This is a genomic window from Rhodococcus sp. NPDC056516, from assembly GCF_042794655.1.
In the GTDB taxonomy this organism is placed as follows: domain Bacteria; phylum Actinomycetota; class Actinomycetes; order Mycobacteriales; family Mycobacteriaceae; genus Rhodococcus_F.
This window is the reverse complement of record NZ_JBHTTG010000004.1, coordinates 371,390-394,117: the sequence shown is the minus strand read 5'-3', so window position 1 is coordinate 394,117 and position 22,728 is coordinate 371,390. Positions and strand designations below refer to the sequence as shown.

The window sequence follows — 22,728 nt, the reverse complement described above, 5'->3', positions numbered from 1 at the left end:
TCCACGTGACACAGCAACCAGAGCGGTAGCCGGCAACTAACTGAATTAGTTACCGGACGGTACCAATCGTCCTGTTTGCCCGCCAGCGCGCCATCTCCCCCATCTTGGATTTAGGGTGAACTTTCGGTAACAGATATATATCGACAGGCTTATCAGCAGCGAAAAGGACCTAGGTCCCACTATGAGCAAGGTCACCGTTTGCGGACGAGAAGATCCCTCAGAAACGGTGCGGCAAATCGAATCGAACTTGCATTTCGCGGGCCTCAGAGCAGTTGGAGGCCGAAAGTGCGGGCATCAAGCCAGTGCGCGTACTTGAATATGAAACTAACAGGCATTACTTGGCAATCGATCGCAAATCAAGGCGCCCGAGCGGGGACCTAGGAGCGCAACTCTGCACGGTTCACGCGGAGATACTCACTTCGTGGTCGGCGCGAACTCGTCGGACCCACTGACATCGCATCGTTAGCTCGTCAATCACTGATTCATGCAGACGACGCACACAAGTAGTACGCCAGTACGAGAAAAGGCTCTGACCAAGACCGGAGTCCTTGATCAGAGCCCTACCAACTCGGGGTCGAAAGTTATGCCGGTTCTCTCATGATGCCGAGATGCCGTGCAGTCCCGGACACCCCAGGGACCTCTTGCACCGGAGACCAGGTGTTCAGCCCGTCCGTGCTGTCGGAGTAGAGATACTTTCCTTCGGTATAGGCGTCGAGATAGATCCGCCAGTCGCCGCTCGGCAACTGAACCACGGCCGGACCTTCGACAAGCGAACCCCAATTTCCGGGCGGGACAAACGAATAAGGTCCCGTCACCGAAGGAGCGACCGCATGCTCGACGACCTTCTTCGTCTCGTTCTTGGTGAACGCATGATAGGTCGATCCGACTTTGACCACGGTGGTGTCGATGTGGTCCGCACCGATCCCGGCGAGCGGAACAGGCGGGCTCCACAACCGGAGCGACGGTTCCAACGCCGTCATCAGATACGGCACAAATCCTCCACCGGTCGACATCGACAGGATGACGTTGACGCGATCGCCGTCCACAAACCATTCAGGCGCCCAGGCCTTGGTGACGAATGGTGACAGCGACGGTCCGTCGCTGAAACCGGCCGAACCCGAGAAGCCCGGGGGGCTCGCAGAACCGGTGCCATCTCCCGTGCCAGGCATCAAGGCGCAGCAAAACGGAACCGGATAGTTCCCCAGCGGCGTCCAGTTGATGCGGTCGCTGCTGCGTGCGAACCCGATGTTCGCCCCACCACCCGTCGTGTAGGTGAGGTAGTACAACCCGTCCGTGTTCCGGAAGATGCTCGGATCACGCACGAGCCCAGACGGCGGCCTGTACGCCGACTGCTGGACGAGCTGAAAGCCGGTGCCGTCAGCCGACTCGTAGACATCCATGTCGCGGTCGCTGGCATTGCTGAACGCCACCATTGTGTATTTCCAGTCAGGCGGCGGCGCGGCGCTACTGGCAGGGGCTGCGACCAGCAACCCCGCGACGACGAGGATCACCAGCGATACAACAGAAAGGCCGGTCCGTTTTGTCGGAATCACCGATGAAGTATGTACGACAGCCGGCCCACCATGGGTAACTTCGGCCGGAGGCAGAGCAGGATCGTTACCTGAGGCGATTCGTCCCGTAGTGACGGCGGGACGCCGGCAAGGTCAGCCGTTAGCATCACGCCATGGAACTTGGGGTGCATTTCGCGCTGTCAGACAGCGTGGCAGCGGAACTTCTGGACGCGCGCGGCGACGACGACAAACTCGGCGCTGTGGTCGAGGACATCGAGGAGACGGGCCGATCCGAGTTCTCGTGCGACACGGACAAGGCGTGGGATCCGATCCTGTGCGCCCTCTCCAGCACGGGGTACGAGCGCGTGTCCGAGAACTGGCCGGCCTACGGCGTGATCTTGGGGGACGAAGACCTCAACACCGACACCGACGACCAACTCGTCACCTACCTGGCACCCGATCGGGTCGCCGAAGTCTCCTCGTACCTGGCGGAAATCACCGAATCCGAGTTCGGCGTGCGCTACGACGCGATGCCACTCGACGACCGCAACCCGGAGTACGGCTCCGACGAGCGCGGGTACGCCTGGGGCTGGCTTCGGGAAGTGGCGGACTTTTTCCAGCGCGCGGCCCGAGAGCGTCGCCACGTCGTATTCACCGTGCGGTTCTGACGCCCACTACCCGAGCAGTGTGACTCCGAAAACAGTAAAGGCTCTGACCTGGACCGAAGTCCGAGGTCCGAGCCTTTGCTTTGGCGGAAGCGGAGGGATTTGAACCCCCGGTGGGTTTAACGCCACGCTCGCTTTCAAGGCGAGTGCATTCGGCCGCTCTGCCACGCTTCCGTGGGCAATCCTATCGGGTGTTCCCACGGACCGCGAAAACGGCTCCAGAAGTCAGCGCTCGCCGATGGCTTTGTCGACCTTCTCGAAGACGTCTGCCAGCACGTCCAGTTCCTGGGGAGTCAGCAGATCGACCAGATTGTTCCGAACCCCGGCCACGTGAGTAGGTGCCGCCTCGGCGAGGCGACGCCTACCCTCTTCCGTGATCCGCGCGAGCACGCCGCGACCATCTTCGACGCAAGTGTCGCGCACGACGATGCCCTGAGATTCCATCCGCCTGATCTGGTGCGTGAGGCGGCTCCGCGAAGACAGCACGCCGTCTGCCAGGTCACTCATCCGCAACGACCCGTCAGCTGACTCCGAGAGCATGACCAAAATGCGGTAATCGGCCAACGACAGGTCGTGTGAATCCTGCAGTTCGCGGTTGAGAACCTCCATGAGGCGCTGATTACCGTCCATGTAGCCGCGCCATGCACGCATCTCGCATGGCGTCAGCCACGGTGTCTCACCGTGCGCCGCCTGCGATGTCTCCTCGGTTGTCGCTTCAGCTGTCACAGGTTCCAAGTTTAGACCTGTGTCCGCCCGTCACAGTAAGACTCACCCTAAAGTCACGAATTGGACATCAGGATCGAACGGTCGATTTCGGCGACCGATGCCAGCCCCGCCAGCCCCATCGTCAGATCCAGGTCGGCCAGGAGACTCCGGAGCGCATGACGCACTCCGTCCGCTCCGGCCAATCCCAATCCGTACACCCACGGCCGCCCGTACAGCACTGCATCGGCACCCAAGGCCAGAGCCTTGATTACGTCTGCACCACAACGAATTCCGGAGTCCATCAGGATGTCCACCTCATGCCCCACCGCATCAGCGACGGGACCGAGAGCATCGAGTGCCGAAATCGACCCGTCAACCTGACGCCCACCATGGTTGCTCACGACAATGCCGTTGGCTCCGGCCGCGACGGCCTCACGTGCGTCGTCGGGGTGGACAATTCCCTTCACCGCGATCGGAAGTGTCGTCCACTGGCGAAGTTTCGCGATATCCGCGATCCGCACCGCGTGATTGCCGAACAACGACACCCACGTCAGAACCGCGATCTGCAAGGCTTCTGCACTCTCCTCGGGCGGTGTCGCCAGTTTGGCGCGGAACACCGGATCCGACAGGTAGTTTGCAATACCCTTCGCCTGCAGGAACGGAAGGTGGCCGAGTTCGAGATCCCTTGGACGCCAACCCATACCGGGAGTGTCGGCAGTCAGGACGATAGCCTTCGCGCCCGCCGTCTCCGCTCGGCGGACAAACGACTCCGCAAGTTCGTCGTCGGCCGGCCAGTACAGCTGGTACCACCAGTTCTCGCCGGAGGCCGCCGCTACGTCTTCGATGGTCGAGGATGCCGCCGTCGAGAGAATCGATCCGATCCCCAACTCGGCGGTGACCGAACCGACCGCAACCTCGGCGTCGTCGTGGACCAAGCCGAGCACGCCCACCGGAGCCGTCAGGATCGGTGCAGCCAACCTCGTCCCCAACACCTCGACACTCAGGTCGCGTGCGTCGGGCGCCGCAGTCCCCCGCAACATCCGCGGCACGATCGCATGCTTGTCGAACGCCCGCAGATTCGACACCGCGGTCCGTTCGGTCGACGCGCTACCGGCGATGTATCCGAAAGCCTCCGGTGAGAGTTGCTCGCGCGCGGCATCTTCCAAGCCTGCCGCAGTCATCGGCAAAGCCGGCTTCGCGCCGCTCAGTCCCGTCAGATAGATCTCGTTCTGCATGTTCCCGAAGTAAGTCACGTCCGCGACGGTAGCGGCAAAACACCCGTCAGCGGGGAGATTCGCTAGCGTCGTATCCATGTACGCCATAACGATCGATCAGCCCGGCGGTCCCGAGGTCATGAAATGGGCGCAACAGCCCGATCCTGAACTACCTCGCGGGCACGTACTCGTCGAGGTCGCCGCGACCGCCGTCAACCGCGCCGACCTGCTCCAACGTCAAGGCTTCTACCCGCCGCCGCCCGGCGCGAGTGACATCCTCGGCCTCGAATGCTCGGGTGTGATCACCGAACTCGGCGAAGACGTCACGGGCTGGTCCGTCGGCGACGAAGTCTGCGCATTGCTGGCCGGCGGCGGCTACGCCGAGAAGGTTGCGGTCCCGGCAACACAACTTCTCCCGGTTCCCGCGGGCGTCGATCTCCGTGTCGCCGCGTCCCTGCCGGAAGTGGCGTGCACGGTGTGGTCCAACGTTGTGATGCGCGGCGGTCTCCGACGCGGGCAGGTCCTCCTCGTCCATGGCGGTGGCGGCGGAATCGGCACCCACGCCATCCAGGTCGGCAAAGCCCTCGGCGCCCGCGTCGCAGTTACCGCCGGTTCGGAGGAAAAATTGAACCGCTGCCGCGAATTGGGCGCGGACATTCTGATCAACTACCGCGACAGCGACTTCGTAGCATCACTCGCCGAAGCCACCGACAACCACGGCGCCGACGTGGTTCTGGACAACATGGGAGCGTCGTACCTCGGACGCAACGTCAACGCACTCGCCATGGACGGCCACGTCGTGATCATCGGAATGCAGGGTGGCCGCAAGGGCGAGGTCGACATCGCCAAGCTGATGGGCAAGCGCGGAAATATCACGTCCACAGGCCTGCGCGGGCGTCCGCTCACCGGCCCGGGCGGTAAAGCGGACATCGTCGCCGACGTCCGCGCGAAGCTGTGGCCGCTGATCGCAGACGGATCGGTTCAACCGATCGTGTCGACCGAACTTCCGATCACCGAGGCACCATTAGCCCATCAATTGCTGGATTCGCCGGAAACCGTAGGCAAGGTCATCCTCACCGTGAAGTGAGCCGAGCGGGGTCGATCAGCCCAGGGCGCCGAGTTCGGCGACCAGCTGATTGATCTCGTACCGCGTCGTGTACGGCGCGAGGCCGACGGTGACCGCGCCGCCTTCGTCGTTTACTCCGAGCGCATCGAGCAGCCTGGAACCGCCGTGCGTACCGCTGACCGTCGCGATGCGCTTGTCGGCCAGATGCGCGGCGACCTTGTCTGCCGCCATGCCCTCGAGCGTGAAGCTGAGCGTCGGCACCCGCGTGGGTGCGCCGCCGATCACCATCACGTTGGGTAGGGCTGCGAGAGAACGCATGAGGTGATCGAACAGACCGTCCTGGTAGTCCTGCAGCGAGCTGATCGAGGTTTCCAGTCGCTCGCGCCGAGTTCCGGTTGCCGATTCGTCCAACCCGGCCAGGAAATCGATCGACGACGTGAGCCCGGACAGCAGCGCGAACTGATGACCGCCCACCTCGAGCCGCTCGGCGCCACGGGCATACGGATTGAGAGACACGGCAGGAATTCGGTCGAGCAATCCGGGATCTCGGAAAACGAGCGCACCGACCTGTGGACCACCCCACGACGGCGCACTGACGGCGACGATGTCCGCTCCGAGATCAGCCATGTCCACATGCGCATATGGCGCTGCTCCGACGGCGTCGACCACCATCAGCCCGCCGAATTCGTGCAGACGATCAGCTGCGGCACGGACGTTCGGAGCCGAACCGACGATCGGCGACGCGGCCGTCAAGGCCACCAACCGTGTGGTCGAGGTGATGAGATCGTTGAACTGCCAACTCGGGAGTTCGCACGTTTCGATTTCGACCTCGGCCCATCGCACCTGAGCGCCGTAGCGACTGGCCACGCGAAGCCAAGGCGCGACGTTCGCCTCTTCGTCGAGGCGAGAGAGTACGAGACCGGTTCCGAGGCCCAGACGCGAACTGAGCGACTCGGCGAGCCATGCCAACAACACCGCTCGGTCTGCTCCGAGAACGACTCCCGCAGGATCACCGCCGACCAGATCGGCGACCGCGGTGCGCGCACTCTCGAGGATGGCAGCACTACGACGGTTCGAGACGTGGCGACCGGAGGAAGAAGACGCAGAGGCACGGAACGCGGTGGAGACCGTCCGCGAGACGGCGTCCGGGATCTGCATTCCGGCCTGCGGATCGAGGTGGATCCAGCCGTCACCGAGTGAGGGAATCAACCCCCGTACGCGGGCAACGTCGTAAGCCATGCTCGACACTCTAGGTGCAGACGCCCGCTTAGTCGAAGGCAGTCACCCAATTACCCGCCAGTACAGTTATTCGATAGCTAACTTTTTGGGGGTTAAGCGGCGTTTGTCGCCCACACACGACAAGATGGAAGCATGACGAACCCCGACAAAGAGCAGGTACTCGTTATCGGACCCGACGGTCGACCCGTCGCGATGCCGGCGGCCGAGGCACAGGCCGCCGCCTCCGACACGGCCGAAGGCGCGGAAACAGAAGCCGAGTCCGTCGCCGAGATGGTCGAGCAGCCGGCCAAGGTCATGCGAATCGGCACGATGATCAAACAACTCTTGGAGGAAGTGCGCGCCGCGCCGCTCGACGACGCCAGCCGCAAGCGCCTCAAGGACATCCACACGTCGTCCATCCGAGAACTGGAACAGGGCCTCGCACCCGAACTCCGTGAGGAACTCGAGCGACTGAGCCTCCCGTTCACCGACGACTCCATTCCCTCCGACGCCGAACTGCGCATCGCACAGGCCCAACTCGTCGGCTGGCTCGAAGGACTGTTCCACGGAATTCAGACCGCACTGTTCGCCCAGCAGATGGCAGCGCGCGCTCAGCTCGAACAAATGCGGCAGGGCGCACTGCCTCCCGGCATGAGCATCGGGGCTCCGCATTCACCGGCACATCCGGACCAACAGAGCCCAGGAACCGGCCAGTATCTGTAACCCCGACCACCACGAAGTCCGCGGGAAAACCGGCGCCGACGCCAGGCCGGTAGGCTCGACCTCCGTGTCAGCATCCGCAATCGAATCCGAGACGCCGGGCGCACCCGCGCCCGTGTCCGACTCCCAGACGTTCCGTCGTGCGTTCAAAGACCTTCGCGACGGTCTGAATCAGCGTGAGTTGTGGCTCAGCCTCGGCTGGCAGGACATCAAACAGCGCTACCGCCGGTCGGTGATCGGACCGTTCTGGATCACGATCGCCACCGGCGTGCAGGCCACCGCCATCGGCATCCTGTACGCGGCCCTGTTGGACATGCCACTCCAGGAGTTCCTGCCGTACGTGACGGTGGGCCTGATCGTCTGGAACCTCATCAATGCCTCGATCATCGAGGGTTCCGAAGTTTTTGTCGCCAACGAAGGCCTGATCAAACAGCTGCCATCGGCCTTGAGCGTGCACATCTACCGTCTGGTGTGGCGGCAAATTCTGTTCTTCGCACACAACCTCCTGATCTACGTGATCATGGTGGTCGCGTTCGGAGTCTGGCGGAATCTGAGCTGGGCGTCGCTAGCCGCGATCCCGGCGTTGGGACTTATCGTGCTCAATGCACTGTGGGTCTCGATCGTGTTCGGCATCTTCGCCACTCGATACCGCGACATCGCACCGATTCTGTCTTCGCTGACGTTGCTCCTTTTCGTGCTGACACCGATCATGTGGACAACGCAAAGCCTCGAGGCTCAGGGCGGCGCCGTCCGAGATCGCGCAAAGATCGCCGAACTCAATCCGCTGTTCCATTACCTGGACATCGTCCGCGCGCCGATGATCGGGCAGCCCCAAGAGCTTTACCACTGGTACATCGTCATCACGATCACCGTGGTCGGGTGGGCCGTCGCCTTGCTGGCGCTTCGCAAATACCGGGCCCGCGTGCCCTACTGGGTTTAGGGACATCGCAATGACCGAACATGTGAACATCTCAACGCACAACGCCTGCGTCGACTTCCCGATCTTCGACGCGAAGTCCCGGTCGATGAAGAAGGCATTCCTCGGCAAAGCAGGTGGCGCCATCGGCCGCAACAGTTCCGATGTCGTGGTCGTAGAAGCCCTGAAAGACATCACGATGAACCTCAAAGAGGGCGATCGTGTAGGGCTGGTCGGCCACAACGGCGCCGGAAAGTCCACCCTGCTGCGCTTGCTCTCCGGAATCTACGAACCCACTCGAGGATCCGCCAGTATTCGCGGACGCGTCGCACCTGTTTTCGATCTCGGCGTCGGCATGGACCCCGAGATCTCCGGCTACGAGAACATCATCATCCGCGGCCTGTTCCTCGGTCAGACCCGCAAGCAGATGCTCGCGAAAATGGACGACATCGCCGAATTCACCGAACTTGGTGATTACCTCTCGATGCCGTTGCGCACGTACTCCACCGGCATGCGCGTGCGCGTTGCCATGGGCGTCGTCACCAGTATCGATCCCGAGATCCTGCTACTCGACGAAGGCATCGGGGCTGTCGACGCCGAATTCATGAAGAAAGCTCGCATCCGGCTTCAGAAGCTGGTGGAACGCTCCGGCATCCTGGTATTCGCCAGCCACTCCAACGAATTCCTCGCCCAGCTGTGCAACAGCGCCATGTGGATCGACCACGGCCAGATCCGCATGCAAGGCGACATCGAAGACGTCGTGCGCGCCTACGAAGGTGACGACGCCGCAGAGCATGTGCGCCACGTCATCAAGGAAATGGAACGGGAGAGCACCCCGTGAGCGCACCCGAGAAAATCATCGGGGTCGTCGTCACGCACAAGCGGCGTGAACTACTGGCCGAATCCCTGAAGGTCCTCAGCACCCAGTCGCGGCCGCTCGACCATCTTGTTGTCGTCGACAATGCCGACGAAGCCGATGTGAAAGAGCTCGTCGACAACGCTCCACTGCCGACCAGTTACATCGGTTCTCAGCACAACCTCGGCGGTGCCGGAGGATTTGCTCTGGGCATTCTCTACGCACTTTCGCTCGGCGCCGACCGCGTCTGGCTCGCAGACGACGACGGGCGCCCGGAGGGTCCCGAAGTCCTGGAAACACTGCTCGACTGTGCAATTCGAAACGACCTGGCCGAGGTCTCCCCCGTCGTCTGCGACATCGACAACCCCGACCGCCTCGCTTTCCCACTTCGCCGCGGCACGTCGTGGCGCCGGTTGCGTTCCGAACTCGGCGACGAGGATCTCCTGCCCGGTATCGCGTCCCTCTTCAACGGCGCACTGTTCACCGCCGACGCGATCGATGCCGTCGGTGTTCCGGATCTACGCCTGTTCGTCCGCGGCGACGAGGTCGAGGTACACCGTCGCCTCGTGCGCTCCGGCCTGAAGTTCGGTACCTGTCTGCAAACTGCCTACGTCCACCCCAACGGCGCGGACGAGTTCAAGCCGATCCTCGGCGGACGCATGCACACGCAGTACCCCGACAACGACACGAAGCGCTACTTCACGTACCGCAACCGTGGGTACATCCTCGCCCAACCGGGAATGCGGAAACTGCTTCCGCAGGAATGGGTTCGGTTCGGCTGGTACTTCCTGATCACACGCCGCGATCCGGCAGGACTGCGCGAGTGGATGCGACTGCGCAAGCTCGGCCGGGAAGAAAAGTTCGAACGCCCGAGTTGAGTCAGCCGTCCTGAGTTGAATCAGTTACCCCCATCTCTCTTAAATCAGTTGCACAGTCGCGTCTGCGGCTGAGAGCATTCTGATCCGACGCATGGTGCGTCCCGAGGTTTACGAGGAGTGAGTATTGATGACTGTCGTGTTCCGCAGTTTCAGCACCGTCAACATTCACACTTCTTCATACTCGAGGACACACTCACCATGTCGGAAAACCGCACGCCCCTGACCGAATACGGTTGGAACGCAACACTCTCGAATAAATTCACTACCCTTGCCTCACCGGACTCCGCACCCGGGCGCGTTCTTCGCGTCGACCGCGGGCGGTGTGACGTGGCCACCGCCGAAGGCACCGTCCGCGCACTCAGCGGCAGCGATGCGCTCTGCACGGGCGACTGGGTGTCCGTGGTCGAGGTGCCGGACTCACGCGAGCCCGAAATGCACACGGTCACTTCGATACTCCCCCGATCGAGCAGTATCGTCCGATCCTCGGCATCCGGAAAATCGGAAGGCCAGATTCTGGCGGCCAATGTCGACACCGTCGTCATCGCCACGGCTTCGGACGGCGACGTCGATCTCGGGCGCATAGAACGGCTACTCGCACTCACGTGGGAGAGCGGCGCGACACCTGTCGTCGCACTTACCAAATCCGATGCAGCTCACTATATCTCCGACACTCTCGCCGAGGTCTCTGCTGTTGCGCCCGGCGCAACAGTGCTGGCCGTCAGTGCCGAGACCAACGAAGGAATGGATGTACTCGATGCAGTTCTGGACGGCACCGTGGCGATACTCGGTCCATCCGGCGCCGGTAAGTCGACGCTCGCGAACGCCCTCCTCGCCGACACAGCGCTCCCCACAGAAACCACCGGAAACAACCGACTCGAGACCGGTCGCGTTCGGGCCGGCGACGGAAAGGGACGCCACACCACCGTCACCAGAGAGTTGATCCCCTTCTCCGGCGGTCGGACGCTGATCGACACACCCGGCCTGCGAGGGGTTGGGATGTGGAACGCGGCAGAGGGGATCGACAAGGCGTTCCCCGAGATCGAGGAGCTGATTGCAGAGTGCCGGTTCTCCGATTGCACACACAACTCCGAGCCGGGATGCGCAGTCCTGGGCGCACTCGGGCGCGGCGATATCGATGAGCGAAGACTCGCGAGCTACCGGAAACTACAGCGAGAGAACGCGTGGAATGCTGCGCGAAGCGATGCTCGTCTGCAGGCAGAGAGGACGCGGGAGATCAAAGTGATCTCCCGACAACTCAAGAGTCACTACCGCGGTCGCGAACGGTAGCGAACGAATCCTGGCAGCATGGGGGTGATCCCGACGAGAGGTTGCCATGTTCGAGCGGTTCCGTTCAAGCGCCAGGACCAAGCTTCAGCGTGCGGTATCCGAGGTGGTCGAGGCCGCCGACCGGCGCAGCGCAGATCGCACGCAACAGATCCTCGATGCGCTGACGCTCTCACGTGAGGAACTGGCCGGGGCCCGCGGTGACATCGCGGGCCTCCGGTCCAGGATCGACGAGCTGGAATTTCGTCAGCGACGGGATCTGGCCTACGCCGTGGACCTGGAAGCGACAGCGTCGACTGCGAAGTTCATCCTCGAGCACCTTCGAGTCGCGGAGACATTCGGCCACCCGCACGACACGCTTCGCCATGCCCTGAGTTTGATCGAAATACCCGGCATGGCACTCGAATTCGGCGTTGCCAGCGGAACCACACTCAGGATCGTCTCGGAGGCATTCACCGAACGCGAGGGAACCGTCGCGGGTTTCGACGTGTTCTCCGGCCTTCCGGAGACTTGGCGGACCGGGTTCCCGGCCGGCGAGTTCGCTCAGGAATTCATCCCCGAAGTCCCAGGGGCGCAACTTGTTCCGGGCCTCTTCGAGGACACCTTGCCCTCGTTCCTGAACGACGAACCCGGCCCCGTTGCGTTCCTGCACCTCGACGCCGACCTCTACTCGTCCACCAAGACGGTGCTCGATCTCCTCGGCGACCGACTGGTACCCGGGTCGATTGTCGTCTTCGACGAGTTCTTCAACTATCCCGGATGGAAGCAGCACGAGTACCGGGCGTGGACGGAGTTCGTCACACGCACCGGCATCTCGTTCGAATATCTCGGGTACACCGTCGACAACGAGCAGGTCATCGTCGAGATCACCAGCTGAGAATCACTTCTCGTAAAGACGTGCCCAGTTCTCTCGACTCGTGAGTTCCGGCATCGCAGCACGGTACTTCGCCGACACGGCAGGGGCTTCCTTCTGGAACCGACGCAGTAGCTTGACCGTTCGGACAAGGAGAGCGCGCGCCGTAGCCTTGTCTCTCTGCCGGATGCGTACCCCCGATTGCGAAGCATCGGTGACGACAACATGGTCGAACCGCGAGATGTGCCACCAATGCGCGTCTTCGCGCGGGATATTGATCAGTCCGCCGCGGGTGCGACCCAACCACTGGTCCACCGCACGCTTGGCCAGGATCACTCGCATCAGGCTCGGTTCGCCGCCGGCGCGCTCGGTGTGGAGTTCGTTCGAGGGAACCGGAGCCGTGGCAGCGTCGTGTTTGATCGTCTCCGCATATTGCGCTCGGCCGGCGCGGATACTTGCCATCGCCTCGATGCCGCCGTCCCGCAACGCCTCCGGACCGTCGAGGTAGTCCTCGATGCCCTTCAGCGTCGTGAATGCCAGGCCGTATTGCATTCCGACGAGGAATTCGGAGATCTGACGGAAGAACTGACGTGAGAGTCCCTTGGTGTCAAGGTCGCTGTGCAGTGACCCGACGACGAGCGAGTTGCGCGTACTGAAGTAGCGCGCCCAGTCGTCGAAGTCCTTCCAGTAGAAGTCGGCATGCCACACGGCAGCGTTGGGCAACGTGACGGTGACGAATCCCGCTTTCCGAGCACGGATTCCGTACTCCACGTCATCCCACTGGAAGAAGATCGGAACGGGCAATCCGATGGCTTCGACAACTTCGGCGGGAATCAGGCATGTCCACCAGGCGTTGTATCCCGCGTCGACTCGACGCTCTTGGCGCTTCTTGAGCATGCTCGTGTTGATGAGAGCCTTGGGCACTCGCTGCCCGTGGTGCAGGGTCTTCAGATCCACGTCTTCTGCGCCGACATTGAGAAAATCGGGATTGAGCAGATACATCATCTGCGCACCCACCAAAGTCGGTTCCACCGTCATATTGGCAAAGGCATTGAGGCGCAACACTGTTTCCGGCTCACACAGAATGTCGTCATCCATCAGGATGACGTCGGCGACATCCACCCCCGTGGACGTCGCCTCGAACAATCCGCGTGAAAAGCCGCCTGCTCCACCGAGATTCGGCTGCTGAAGATACTGCAACTTGTCGCCGAGCTTGTCTGCCGCCTCGACGAAGCGCGCCCGATCTTTCACCAAGTCGTTACCCTGATCGACGACATACACCGAACTGATGAGGGCACGCACGGTAGCGTCGGAGGCCAGCGCAGCAACCGTCTCGGCGCAATCGTCGGCCCGATTGAAGGTGCAGATCGCCACCGAGACCGGGCGAACCGTCTCCGGAGCTGCCACGGTCCATTCCAAGTTCTCGATCACCATCGGAGCGTCGAGGGAATCCACCTCGAGCCACAGGGCGCCGCCGTCGACGAACTTGTCCAACGGTGAGGTCAATGCGACCTCCGAAGACCCCGATCCGTCGCGGGTTTCGAGGATGCGGCGATGCCCGGCGATATCCGAAGCGACCATCCGGACGCGGAACCGGCCCTCGCTCTCGATTCGCAGCGATGCCTCGACCTCGGTGACAGTCGTCCACCGCTGCCAGTAGCTGGCGGCGAAACGCCCGAAGTAGGTGTTGGTGCTGATCCGCGCGCCCTTGTCGAGAGCAATTCGGTGCCGGGTCCGCTCACCGGAGCCTTTCCGGAACTCGACGTACAGGTCGTCGTTGACTATCGGCGACATCCCGACGAACACGCCGCGCTGGACCACCAAACGGTGAGCCTTGACCTGCCCGTTCTCCGGCACCCCCACCTTTACCTGCTCGGGCATATGACTCCTACCGTGAATCTTGAAAAATCTGTACCTGTCACTCGCAGGGTATCCGAGGTGGAATTGCCCCCGAAACTCGAAAACACGGCCTCGGCTACTGTCTCTGGTGCATCCACCCGTGCGACCTGGAGATCCCTTGACACTCGAACTACCCGCTCCCACCCGTCGGGAACGCTGGAGCTGGGGCGCTGTGATCCCAGCAGTCGTGTGCCTCGCATTCTTGGCGATCGTCACGGTGGACCCTCGCTACTTCTACGTCGACGACACCGAATCCGGTGCTGTCGGCAACTGGGTTCAGCTGGGCCATCTGATGAGAGAGGGTCAATTCCCGTCCCTGGTCCTGGATCAATGGATGGCGGGAAACTATCCGGTCGAAGGCCAGGGTGGGCTGTGGAACCCGGTACAGATCTTCATCAACTACATCGCACCGTCCGTCGACAATCTCGCTCTACTGGCCACGCTGGTCAAGCTGGCATTCGCGATCATCCTCGGGTGGGGCGTCTATCGAGTCTGTCTCGAATACGGAGCTCGCCCTTATTGGGCGGCCGTCGCCGGAAGCGCAGTTCCCTTTGCCGGTTTCACTCTGTATTTCGAGTACCCGTCGTGGGTTACGTCGGTGATCGGAATGGCGTGGGTGGTGCAGGCATGGGCAAGCGGCATTCGCTATGCCCGCGGCCGGTCGGGGCCGATACCGGTGTTCGTCTTCCTCTACCTCGCGATCAGCGTCGGCTACGTCCACGCGGCATTGATGGCCGGAGTAACCGTCGGGGCACTGATGCTGGGCGAATACATCCGCAGTCCGCAATGGCGGACAACGGTGAAGCTCGGTCTTGTCGGCATCGCGGCCGCCGCCTGCGGAGCCATCACATTTCTGCCCGGCCTGCTCTCCTCTGCGGTCACCTGGCGCACCGGCGAAGAAGGCACGTTCAACGACAACTTCCTGACCGCTCCGTGGTCCGAAACACTCACAGCGAGCATTCCGTCGTCGGTCTCGAGCATCGAGTCCTGGACAGGTGAGACCACCTACGCACCGATCACGTACATCGCGTGGTTCGCGATACCGGCGCTGGCCTTCATCGGCTGGCGGAAAGCACAGGGGTCGCTGCGCGATTTGGTAACCCCGCTGCTGCTGCTGGCGTTCATTCTGCTGTTCACCGCGGGTCCCAGCGACATCGGTCAGATTCGGTGGCCGGCACGGCTGCTTCCCTTCGTCGCGGTGTTCTCCCTGGTGTTGCTCGGTGTGCTGCTGAGCCGATTCGGGACTTTGGACAAGCTGCGATCCCGCGTCACCGCTGCAGCGTTGATCGTGTTCGTCTTGATGATTCGCGCCAGTTCTTCGGGTCCGCAGTACTTCATCCGACATCTCACCTGGGCTGTCGTGATCATCGCCGTCGGAGCACTCGCCATCTACCTCGGCCGTAGGTACGGCGCCCCGGCGATCGCGGGTCTACTGATTCTCACCATCGCTCCGGTGACCCTTTATCAAGTGATCGCGTACCCGCAGGCACTGAACAAGTGGTACCTACCGACCAGCCAATCCGAAGCCAAGGCGAACTTTCCGGATTTCCCGGGCACGACCCTTCAGCTCGGCAATCGCGCGCTGATCCGAATCGATGCCGAAACGACCGAACTACCGTGGACTTCGCAGGTGTACGGAAACTACGCGAAGGTCCTCGATCTCGACTACGTGAACGCGTACACCCCCGTCGGCCACGCCGACTTCGCATCACTGTTGTGCATGGGATTCGATGGCTCGACCTGCGACGACGCTTATCGAAATGTGTTCAGGCCGGACGAATACACCGGCAGAACCAGCGCAGACCTGATGCTGCTCGACCGCGTCGTCCTTCAGCGCAAGCAGTACCCGGGCGCCGACAACGAGCCCGCCCCGCCCGGATGGCACTGGGCAGACGTGCCCGAGGTCGCCCAAGAACAGATCTACATCCTCGAACGCGACGCCGGCCCGATCTCCGATCAACCGGGCCGGGTGTCCGCAACGGTCAATGCCGACGCACAGTCCGAGTACATGAGCGTCAAGAGCGAGCGTGTACGAGTCAGCTCACCGGGCGGTGGCAGCGTCGTCTTCGCACGGTTGGCATGGCCGGGCTACACCGCGACCCTCGACGGCGAACCCATCCCCACCAAAGGTCTCGGCGGAACGTACCTCTACGTCGATCTGCCGCCAGGCACGGACAACGCCGAACTCGTGATCAACTTCCGGTCTCCAGGACAGCGGATCGGCTTCGTCGGAATGGGCTTCGGACTCGTTCTCCTCGCCGGTCTCTCCGTGATCTACTACCGCGACAGGCGTCAGAGCCTGGACGGAACCTCCGCGATCACCACGGACTCGTTGTAGATGAACGGCTTCCCCATCCACCGAGGAAAGGGGAACGACAGCGAGCGCCTGACGACAAGACCGTTGTCCGCACAAATCTTTTCGAGGTCGACGCCGTCGAGGAAGACGGTGTGCGTGGGATCGCTGGCGAAGCCACGCTCCTGAGGGCAGATCAGCATGACTGTCGCGCCCGGTTCGAGGAAAGGAAGGTACTCGGCGACGATGCCGGAGGCTTCGCCCGCCGGAAGGTGCTCGAGGAGATGCGCCATCAGCATTCCGTCGAAGGTTCGCGGATCGCTTTCGGCATGAAATTCCGCCGACGAGTACGCCTCGAAACCGAGCGATCGGCAGAACTCCACCGAATGTTCGTTGTGGTCCACCCCGACGCTGCCAGGGGGAAGATTACGCAGATTCCGGCCGATTCCGCAGCCGACATCGAGGACTCTCCGGCCACCGAGGAATCGTCTGATATTCCACTGATAGGGCGCTTGGACATTCAGGACGCGCTTCCATCTGGCGCCTTGTAGCTCCCGCAACCTCGCGGTGTACTCGGTGTCGGTGGTGTCACCGCCGTCAGCCATGTCGGCTCTCCCAGGAACGCCGGTGTTCTCGCGATTGTTCTTGCGTCGATCGTTGGTGTGATCTTCGAACTCGGCCACCGGGACTCACTTTCGTCGAGTGATCCGGATCATAACTACACGATTCGCCGACACGTACGCCCCCACGCCGAGAAGCCGACCCCTGGCGACGTATACACTCCCCGCCTGTGAAGACCGATGGCACACCCGAGTCGGTGCAACCGCACCGAATTTCCGTCGTCGTGCCGGTTTACCAGGGCGAACGCACTCTCAATGCTCTCATCGACGAGATACTCCCCCTGACGAAAACGCAGACCACTCCCGGCGGGCGACCGCTGGTCGTCGAAGAAGTCCTTCTCGTCTTCGACCACGGTCCGGACGGATCAGCTGCCGTCATCCGTGAACTGGCGAGACGACACGACTTCATCCGACCCATCTGGCTCTCACGCAACTTCGGCCAACACCCGGCAACACTGGCGGGAATGGCATCGAGTGGGGGCGAATGGGTCGTCACCATGGACGAGGACGGCCAGCACAACCCGGCGGACATCGGTGGACTCCTCGACACTGCACTGGACCAACAAGCCACCCTCGTCTACGCGCAACCAGTGAACGCGGCACCCCACGGAGCGCTACGGAACGCGGCGTCGAAGTCGTCGAAATGGCTGACCACCAAGATTCTCTCGTCCGAGAACTCCGTGAAGTATCAAAGCTTCCGCCTCGTCCTCGGCGAGGTCGGACGGTCGGTCGCCGCATACGCCGGATCCGAGGCATATCTCGACGTGGCGCTCGGCTGGATCGCCGGCGAGGTCACCACCAGTCCGGTTCAACTGCGCGAGGAACGCGGACGCGCATCTGGATACCACCTCAGAAGCCTGCTGTCGCATTTCTGGCGAATGGTGCTCTCCAGCGGCACCAAAGGCCTTCGCATGGTCAGCCTGATCGGTTTCCTGTTTGCCGTCGGTGGCCTCGTCATCGTCCTCTACGTGTTGGCGTCGTACGTGTTCTTCGACGCCGGCGTCGAGGTACGTGGATGGGCGTCGACGATGATCGTGATGCTGTTCGGTTTCGGGGCAGTGCTCTTCTCGTTGGGTGTGATCGCCGAATACATCGGTGTCGCGGTCAAGACAGCAATGGGAAAGCCGCCGTATCTCATCGTCAGCGACCCCGCGGCAGGCCCATTGGGGCGCCGGAACGCCACCGAGCCACCCGCGTAGCAATGAATGTCCCCACGTGGGTAGTCGGCAGCGGCGGCCTCCTCGGCAGCTCTGTGGCCCGCGAACTCGATCGCCGTGGGGCCGATCTTCGCACCAGCCGCGTCCCGTGGGGCGAACCCGCTCTGGCCAGGAAAATCCTGTTCGCCGATGCCAGAAAACTGGTTACGGACGCATCCGGTGGCCCGTGGCGAATGGCGTGGTGCGCCGGCGCAGGTGTGAACGGTACGAGCAGTGACGAGTTCGCTCGCGAGAACCAACTCATGAAGGACGTCCTGGACGAGTTGAGGACCGCAGGTGCCGGCGTCGGGACCGTCTTCCACGCTTCGTCCGCCGGCGGCGTCTACGCCGGGACTCCTGGCGCACCGCACACCGAAACAAGCGCGACCAGACCACTGGCCGACTACGGGCGAGCAAAGCTCGATGCCGAATCGATTGTTCACGAATTCGGCTCCAGAAGCGGAAACCGTACTGTCATAGGAAGATTCGCGAATCTATATGGTCCGGGCCAGAATCTCGCGAAACCCCAAGGCCTGATTTCGCATCTGTGCCGGGGCTATCTACTGTCGATGCCCATTTCGATCTATGTCCCCATGGACACGCTTCGGGACTACATCTACGTCTCCGATGCCGCCGAAATGGTGGTCGACAGCTTTACTCGAGCGGAAACATCGCCGGAAGCAACGATCACCAAGATCTACGCGTCCGGACGCAGCGTCACCATCGGAGCGATCCTCGGCGCCTGCCACACGGTATTCAGAAAACGCCCGAACGTGGTGCTCGCCAGTTCTCCACTCGCCTCGGCGCAAGCCCGCGACCTGAGGCTGCGATCGACCGTGTGGACTGATCTGGACCAGCGCACACATCGCCCGTTGCCTGCCGGAATAGCGTCGACCCTCGACTCCATCCGTCGTAATCTGGCTGCACGCTAGGAGGTGGTCTTCTCCCCCGCGGCCACGTATGCCTGCTCGGTTGCGTCCTTCTGCGGACGCCACCACGCTTCGTTGTCGCGGTACCAGTCGATTGTTGCTTCGAGACCACTGCGGAAGTCCTCGTAGCGAGGTGACCAGCCCAGTTCTTCCCGGAGCAGACTCGAATCGATCGCGTACCTCACGTCGTGACCCGGGCGATCGGTGACAAAATCGAACTCGTCGGCGCCGCGACCCAATATCTGCAGAATCGACTCCATGACGGTTCGGTTGTTCACCTCACCGTCGGCGCCGATCAAGTAGGTCTGACCGATCCGGCCACCGTCGATGATCGCCCAGACCGCGCTGTTGTGGTCGTCGACATGAATCCAGTCACGGACGTTCAAACCGTCGCCGTACAACTTGGGACGCAATCCGGCGAGAACATTGGTGATCTGACGCGGGATGAACTTCTCGACATGTTGATACGGGCCGTAATTGTTCGAACAGTTCGACAGGGTCGCCCGGACGCCGAACGAACGCGTCCACGCGCGCACCAACATGTCGCTCGATGCCTTGGTCGACGAGTAGGGGCTCGACGGGTTGTACGCCGTGGACTCCGTGAAACGGTCCGGATCGCCCAGTTCGAGATCTCCGTACACTTCGTCGGTGGAAATGTGGTGATACCTGACATCGTGCTTGCGCACAGCCTGCAGCAGCGTGAACGTTCCCACGATGTTGGTCTGCACGAACGGCCACGGATCAGCGAGCGAATTGTCGTTGTGCGACTCGGCGGCAAAATGAACGACGACGTCCGCAGCGCCCACCAGTTCATCGACGAGAGATGCATCGGTGATGTCGCCGTGAACAAACCTGATGCGGTCGGCTATCGAATCGAGCGAAGACTTGTTGCCTGCATAAGTCAGCGCGTCGAGCACCGTGACCTCGGCATCAGGACGCTCCGCAACCGTCTGATGGACGAAATTGGCGCCGATGAAGCCTGCCCCGCCAGTCACGAGAACTCTCACGTTTGCGCCTCCACGATCACCGAATCGAACCGATCAACCTACCGGCCACGCACGATACCGTGCGCCCGAGATTTGTTTCTCCAGCGAACACTGGAACACTTCGAGGCATGCGCGGAATCATTCTGGCGGGCGGCACGGGGTCGAGGTTGCACCCCATCACGCTCGGCGTGAGCAAACAGCTGGTCCCCGTCTACGACAAACCGATGATCTACTACCCGCTCAGCACCCTGATGCTGGCCGGGATCCGCGACATCTTGATCATCACCACAGAAGACGACGCACCACAGTTCCAGCGGTTACTCGGCGACGGCTCGCAGTTCGGCGTCGACCTGACCTACCAGATCCAGCACGAGCCGAACGGTCTCGCACAAGCATTTGTACTCGGCGCCGGCCATATCGGCTCCGAATCCGCGGCGCTGGTCCTCGGTGACAACATCTTCTACGGCCCGGGTCTGGGCAGTAAGCTCACGCGCTTCGAGAACATCGACGGCGGCGCCGTCTTCGCGTACTGGGTTTCCGACCCCACGGCCTACGGAGTCATCGAGTTCGACCGCGAGGGCAAAGCCGTCTCGCTGGAGGAGAAGCCGACAAACCCGCGCTCGAATTATTCGGTGCCAGGATTGTATTTTTACGACAACGACGTCGTCGCCATAGCCAAAGACCTCGAACCATCGGCACGCGGCGAATACGAGATCACCGACGTCAACCGCGCGTACCTCGAAGCTGGTCGCCTCCAGGTCGAAGTACTTCCACGCGGCACCGCGTGGCTCGACACCGGAACTTTCGATTCGCTTCTCGACGCGTCGAACTACGTTCGCACGATCGAGGAGCGTCAGGGACTAAAAATCGGCGCGCCCGAAGAAGTTGCCTGGCGGCACGGATTCATCACCGACGACGAGCTACGCATTCGGGCTGAAAAGCTCCTGAAATCCGGATACGGAAAATACCTTCTCGAACTTCTCGACCGCGGCAAGGACTGGTGACATGGCAGATACTCACGTGATGAGCCAGTATCGCGAATTGAAGGTTCCCGGCGCCTGGGAATTCACGCCCAAGCAGTTCGGCGACGACCGCGGAGTCTTCCTCGAATGGTTCCGCGAACCCGGATTCTCCGAGATCACCGGCCGCACACTCGACCTTCAGCAGGCCAATTGCTCGGTCTCCGCTGCCGGTGTCCTCCGCGGCATTCATTTTGCCGACGTCCCTCCCGGCCAGGCCAAATACGTCACGTGTGTCAAAGGCGCGATCCTCGACATCGCCGTCGACCTACGCGTCGGATCGCCGACCTTCGGCCAGTGGGATTCGGTCCTTCTCGACGATGTCGACCGCAGAGCGATCTTTCTGTCCGAGGGGCTGGGGCATGCCTTCATTTCCCTCGAGGACAACTCGACGGTGGTCTACCTGTGCTCGACGGGATACGCCCCCGAACGCGAGCACGAGGTTCATCCCCTCGATCCCGACATCGCGATCGACTGGCCGACCGTGGGTCGTGGCGGTGAGCCCTTGAACATCACGCTGTCGGCAAAGGACACAGCAGCACCGTCGCTTCAAGATGCTTTGTCAGCCGGGCTACTGCCCACGTTCGGCGAAGGCTGATGGCTTCACCGGATTCGACTGCAACACCCCCCGCCGGAATGGACGGCAGGCCGGGTCCGTTGATGCGCGTCGTCAAGAATCAGGCCCTTGCGTTCCTGCTCGTCGGTGGAGTCAACACAGTTCTCGGAACTGCCTGGTTCATTGCCTGGCAGATCGCGCTCGGCGATCAGTTCGGCTACCACTTCGCGATCGTTGCCGGATACGTCTGCAACCTGCTGTGTGCTTTTGCGATGTACCGCTACCTGGTCTTCGAAGTTCGCGGTCACTTCCTGCGCGACTTCTGGCGATTCGTCGTCGTCAACTTCGGCGCCTTCGTGATCAACCTCGCGCTGATGACCGTCGCCGTCTCGGTCCTGCACTTTCCGCCCATCCCGTCACAACTCGTCATCACAGCAGTAACCGCAACAGCAAGTTTCTTCGGTTACCGCGATTTCTCGTTCAGTCGAAACAAGAGAACAGGCACCTCATGACTCCGCGTGTTTCCGTCGTCGTCCCGGCCTACAACAATGCCGACTACATTGCCGAGACGATCGACTCGATCCTGAATCAGACCTATCAGGACTTCGAACTGATCATCTCGGATCATTCGTCGACCGACGACACCGTCAAGGTCCTCGCCCGGTACGCCGACGATCCGCGAATCGAAATCCTGACGACCGAAGCCGGCGGCGGAGCGAAGCGAAACTGGGACCGGGTCAGCGAAGCCGCGAACGGCGAACTCCTGAAACTCGTGTGCGGTGACGACACCATCTACCCCGAGTGCCTGGCGGAACAGGTCGCGGCATTCGACGAGCACCCATCGGTTGTACTCGTGGCCTCGCAACGCAAACTGGTTGATGCAAACGGAAAGACCATCCTTTCCGCGCGCGGACTGGCCGGGTTGAAGGGACTGGTCACCGGGCGTGACGCAGCCCGGAAGACGGTGACGGCAGGAGCGAACATCTTCGGTGAGCCCGGATGTGTGCTCATGAAGCGGTCCGCTCTCAAGGCAATCGGTTGGTGGGACGACACCAACCCGTACGTCATCGACGAAGCCACCTACACCGCAGTCGCACTGCAGGGCGACGTTTATGCGATCGCCAAGCCGCTCGCGTCCTTCCGGGTCAACGCCGGACAGTGGAGTGTTCGTCTGGCCAAAGATCAGGCACGCCAGGCAGCGGCATTCCACAAAGATCTCCGGGAATCGGATCCGACCCTGATCTCGGCGATGGACGTCCGAATCGGCGATGCTCGCGCACTCGCCACCTCGTTCATGCGTCGCGGTGTCTACATGTTGTTGCGCCATCGCATGTCTTGATCGTT

At 62.0% G+C, this 22,728-nt stretch carries 22 protein-coding genes and 1 tRNA gene; 15 read left to right on the top strand and 8 right to left on the bottom strand.

Going from position 1 to position 22,728, the window contains the following annotated elements:
* Positions 1-581: 581 nt before the first annotated feature.
* Entirely contained in the window at positions 582-1,433 is an 852-nt protein-coding gene (locus tag ACFQ6Y_RS14650; protein WP_223257880.1) for a glycoside hydrolase family 43 protein, read from the bottom strand.
* A 251-nt stretch (positions 1,434-1,684) separates the two neighbouring features.
* Here ACFQ6Y_RS14650 and ACFQ6Y_RS14645 point away from each other — a divergent pair, with 251 nt between their 5' ends.
* On the top strand, positions 1,685-2,179 hold the full coding sequence (locus ACFQ6Y_RS14645) for a DUF1877 family protein (RefSeq protein ID WP_378633754.1): 495 nt from the start codon (positions 1,685-1,687) through the stop codon (positions 2,177-2,179).
* Between the two features lie 81 nt (positions 2,180-2,260).
* Here ACFQ6Y_RS14645 and ACFQ6Y_RS14640 read toward each other — a convergent pair.
* From ACFQ6Y_RS14640 to ACFQ6Y_RS14630, 3 genes are all read right to left on the bottom strand, one after another.
* A tRNA-Ser gene (locus tag ACFQ6Y_RS14640) sits at positions 2,261-2,350 on the bottom strand.
* Between the two features lie 51 nt (positions 2,351-2,401).
* Complete coding sequence (locus ACFQ6Y_RS14635) at positions 2,402-2,827, bottom strand: MarR family winged helix-turn-helix transcriptional regulator (protein WP_020968140.1); 426 nt, start codon at positions 2,825-2,827, stop codon at positions 2,402-2,404.
* A 128-nt stretch (positions 2,828-2,955) separates the two neighbouring features.
* Complete coding sequence (locus tag ACFQ6Y_RS14630) at positions 2,956-4,194, bottom strand: lactate 2-monooxygenase (protein WP_044480920.1); 1,239 nt, start codon at positions 4,192-4,194, stop codon at positions 2,956-2,958.
* On the opposite strand from ACFQ6Y_RS14630, the gene ACFQ6Y_RS14625 reads away from it, so the two are divergent.
* The gene (locus ACFQ6Y_RS14625) at positions 4,193-5,182 is read left to right on the top strand and encodes an NAD(P)H-quinone oxidoreductase (protein WP_378633750.1); all 990 of its coding nucleotides are present in this window, start codon (positions 4,193-4,195) and stop codon (positions 5,180-5,182) included. The two genes, ACFQ6Y_RS14630 and ACFQ6Y_RS14625, sit on opposite strands and share 2 nt — an antisense overlap.
* A 15-nt stretch (positions 5,183-5,197) precedes the next feature.
* Here ACFQ6Y_RS14625 and ACFQ6Y_RS14620 read toward each other — a convergent pair whose 3' ends face one another.
* Positions 5,198-6,400 carry a cysteine desulfurase-like protein gene (locus tag ACFQ6Y_RS14620; protein ID WP_378633746.1) on the bottom strand — a complete coding sequence of 401 codons (1,203 nt, stop codon included), beginning with the start codon at positions 6,398-6,400 and terminating at the stop codon, positions 5,198-5,200.
* A gap of 132 nt (positions 6,401-6,532) precedes the next feature.
* On the opposite strand from ACFQ6Y_RS14620, the gene ACFQ6Y_RS14615 reads away from it, so the two are divergent.
* The 6 genes from ACFQ6Y_RS14615 to ACFQ6Y_RS14590 all read left to right on the top strand — a co-directional run bounded on the left by ACFQ6Y_RS14615 (position 6,533) and on the right by ACFQ6Y_RS14590 (position 11,910).
* On the top strand, positions 6,533-7,102 hold the full coding sequence (locus tag ACFQ6Y_RS14615) for a bacterial proteasome activator family protein (protein WP_378633742.1): 570 nt from the start codon (positions 6,533-6,535) through the stop codon (positions 7,100-7,102).
* Positions 7,103-7,166: 64 nt separating this feature from the next.
* A complete protein-coding gene (locus ACFQ6Y_RS14610; RefSeq protein WP_378536604.1) occupies positions 7,167-8,039 on the top strand; it encodes an ABC transporter permease in 873 nt (290 codons plus the stop codon).
* 10 nt (positions 8,040-8,049) lie between these two features.
* Positions 8,050-8,856 (top strand): ABC transporter ATP-binding protein, encoded by an 807-nt coding sequence (locus tag ACFQ6Y_RS14605; protein ID WP_050655610.1) that lies wholly within the window; start codon positions 8,050-8,052, stop codon positions 8,854-8,856.
* The gene (locus tag ACFQ6Y_RS14600) at positions 8,853-9,749 is read left to right on the top strand and encodes a glycosyltransferase (protein ID WP_019746444.1); all 897 of its coding nucleotides are present in this window, start codon (positions 8,853-8,855) and stop codon (positions 9,747-9,749) included. Before ACFQ6Y_RS14605 ends, ACFQ6Y_RS14600 begins: the two co-directional genes overlap by 4 nt.
* A gap of 198 nt (positions 9,750-9,947) precedes the next feature.
* Positions 9,948-11,036 (top strand): ribosome small subunit-dependent GTPase A, encoded by a 1,089-nt coding sequence (gene rsgA / locus ACFQ6Y_RS14595; protein ID WP_378633738.1) that lies wholly within the window; start codon positions 9,948-9,950, stop codon positions 11,034-11,036.
* 46 nt (positions 11,037-11,082) lie between these two features.
* Positions 11,083-11,910 (top strand): TylF/MycF/NovP-related O-methyltransferase, encoded by an 828-nt coding sequence (locus ACFQ6Y_RS14590; RefSeq protein WP_378633733.1) that lies wholly within the window; start codon positions 11,083-11,085, stop codon positions 11,908-11,910.
* A gap of 3 nt (positions 11,911-11,913) precedes the next feature.
* Here ACFQ6Y_RS14590 and ACFQ6Y_RS14585 read toward each other — a convergent pair whose 3' ends face one another.
* Entirely contained in the window at positions 11,914-13,767 is a 1,854-nt protein-coding gene (locus tag ACFQ6Y_RS14585; RefSeq protein WP_378633729.1) for a glycosyltransferase, read from the bottom strand.
* Positions 13,768-13,903: 136 nt separating this feature from the next.
* Here ACFQ6Y_RS14585 and ACFQ6Y_RS14580 point away from each other — a divergent pair, with 136 nt between their 5' ends.
* Positions 13,904-16,123 carry a hypothetical protein gene (locus ACFQ6Y_RS14580; protein ID WP_378633723.1) on the top strand — a complete coding sequence of 740 codons (2,220 nt, stop codon included), beginning with the start codon at positions 13,904-13,906 and terminating at the stop codon, positions 16,121-16,123.
* Here ACFQ6Y_RS14580 and ACFQ6Y_RS14575 read toward each other — a convergent pair.
* Positions 16,078-16,761 (bottom strand): class I SAM-dependent methyltransferase, encoded by a 684-nt coding sequence (locus ACFQ6Y_RS14575; RefSeq protein ID WP_378633719.1) that lies wholly within the window; start codon positions 16,759-16,761, stop codon positions 16,078-16,080. The genes ACFQ6Y_RS14580 and ACFQ6Y_RS14575 overlap by 46 nt on opposite strands.
* A 107-nt stretch (positions 16,762-16,868) precedes the next feature.
* Between ACFQ6Y_RS14575 and ACFQ6Y_RS14570 the strand changes: the two genes are divergently transcribed.
* Both ACFQ6Y_RS14570 and ACFQ6Y_RS14565 read left to right on the top strand, forming a co-directional pair.
* Entirely contained in the window at positions 16,869-17,897 is a 1,029-nt protein-coding gene (locus tag ACFQ6Y_RS14570; protein ID WP_378536588.1) for a glycosyltransferase, read from the top strand.
* A gap of 2 nt (positions 17,898-17,899) precedes the next feature.
* Positions 17,900-18,826 carry an NAD-dependent epimerase/dehydratase family protein gene (locus ACFQ6Y_RS14565; RefSeq protein ID WP_378633715.1) on the top strand — a complete coding sequence of 309 codons (927 nt, stop codon included), beginning with the start codon at positions 17,900-17,902 and terminating at the stop codon, positions 18,824-18,826.
* On the opposite strand, the gene rfbB is transcribed toward ACFQ6Y_RS14565, so the two are convergent.
* Entirely contained in the window at positions 18,823-19,830 is a 1,008-nt protein-coding gene (gene rfbB, locus ACFQ6Y_RS14560; RefSeq protein WP_378633712.1) for a dTDP-glucose 4,6-dehydratase, read from the bottom strand. The genes ACFQ6Y_RS14565 and rfbB overlap by 4 nt on opposite strands.
* 107 nt (positions 19,831-19,937) lie before the next feature.
* Between rfbB and rfbA the strand changes: the two genes are divergently transcribed.
* Genes rfbA through ACFQ6Y_RS14540 form a run of 4 tightly spaced genes read left to right on the top strand, consistent with a single transcriptional unit; the run spans position 19,938 to position 22,723 of the window.
* Positions 19,938-20,813 (top strand): glucose-1-phosphate thymidylyltransferase RfbA, encoded by an 876-nt coding sequence (rfbA, locus tag ACFQ6Y_RS14555; protein WP_378445567.1) that lies wholly within the window; start codon positions 19,938-19,940, stop codon positions 20,811-20,813.
* Between the two features lies 1 nt (position 20,814).
* Positions 20,815-21,426, top strand: a complete 612-nt coding sequence (locus tag ACFQ6Y_RS14550) for a dTDP-4-dehydrorhamnose 3,5-epimerase family protein (RefSeq protein WP_378633708.1) — start codon at positions 20,815-20,817, stop codon at positions 21,424-21,426.
* Positions 21,426-21,896, top strand: a complete 471-nt coding sequence (locus tag ACFQ6Y_RS14545) for a GtrA family protein (RefSeq protein ID WP_378445565.1) — start codon at positions 21,426-21,428, stop codon at positions 21,894-21,896. The genes ACFQ6Y_RS14550 and ACFQ6Y_RS14545 overlap by 1 nt, the downstream gene beginning before the upstream one ends.
* On the top strand, positions 21,893-22,723 hold the full coding sequence (locus ACFQ6Y_RS14540) for a glycosyltransferase family 2 protein (RefSeq protein ID WP_378536575.1): 831 nt from the start codon (positions 21,893-21,895) through the stop codon (positions 22,721-22,723). The genes ACFQ6Y_RS14545 and ACFQ6Y_RS14540 overlap by 4 nt, the downstream gene beginning before the upstream one ends.
* Positions 22,724-22,728 lie beyond the last annotated feature (5 nt).

Coding starts and splice junctions, on each gene's coding strand:
- ACFQ6Y_RS14650 (WP_223257880.1), bottom strand. CDS start 1,433: ATGGTGGCGTTCAGCAATGCCAGCGACCGCGACATGGATGTCTACGAG.
- ACFQ6Y_RS14645 (WP_378633754.1), top strand. CDS start 1,685: ATGGAACTTGGGGTGCATTTCGCGCTGTCAGACAGCGTGGCAGCGGAA.
- ACFQ6Y_RS14635 (WP_020968140.1), bottom strand. CDS start 2,827: ATGCGTGCATGGCGCGGCTACATGGACGGTAATCAGCGCCTCATGGAG.
- ACFQ6Y_RS14625 (WP_378633750.1), top strand. CDS start 4,193: ATGTACGCCATAACGATCGATCAGCCCGGCGGTCCCGAGGTCATGAAA.
- ACFQ6Y_RS14630 (WP_044480920.1), bottom strand. CDS start 4,194: ATGGATACGACGCTAGCGAATCTCCCCGCTGACGGGTGTTTTGCCGCT.
- ACFQ6Y_RS14620 (WP_378633746.1), bottom strand. CDS start 6,400: ATGGCTTACGACGTTGCCCGCGTACGGGGGTTGATTCCCTCACTCGGT.
- ACFQ6Y_RS14615 (WP_378633742.1), top strand. CDS start 6,533: ATGACGAACCCCGACAAAGAGCAGGTACTCGTTATCGGACCCGACGGT.
- ACFQ6Y_RS14605 (WP_050655610.1), top strand. CDS start 8,050: ATGACCGAACATGTGAACATCTCAACGCACAACGCCTGCGTCGACTTC.
- rsgA (WP_378633738.1), top strand. CDS start 9,948: ATGTCGGAAAACCGCACGCCCCTGACCGAATACGGTTGGAACGCAACA.
- ACFQ6Y_RS14590 (WP_378633733.1), top strand. CDS start 11,083: ATGTTCGAGCGGTTCCGTTCAAGCGCCAGGACCAAGCTTCAGCGTGCG.
- ACFQ6Y_RS14585 (WP_378633729.1), bottom strand. CDS start 13,767: ATGCCCGAGCAGGTAAAGGTGGGGGTGCCGGAGAACGGGCAGGTCAAG.
- ACFQ6Y_RS14565 (WP_378633715.1), top strand. CDS start 17,900: ATGAATGTCCCCACGTGGGTAGTCGGCAGCGGCGGCCTCCTCGGCAGC.
- rfbA (WP_378445567.1), top strand. CDS start 19,938: ATGCGCGGAATCATTCTGGCGGGCGGCACGGGGTCGAGGTTGCACCCC.
- ACFQ6Y_RS14550 (WP_378633708.1), top strand. CDS start 20,815: ATGGCAGATACTCACGTGATGAGCCAGTATCGCGAATTGAAGGTTCCC.
- ACFQ6Y_RS14545 (WP_378445565.1), top strand. CDS start 21,426: ATGGCTTCACCGGATTCGACTGCAACACCCCCCGCCGGAATGGACGGC.
- ACFQ6Y_RS14540 (WP_378536575.1), top strand. CDS start 21,893: ATGACTCCGCGTGTTTCCGTCGTCGTCCCGGCCTACAACAATGCCGAC.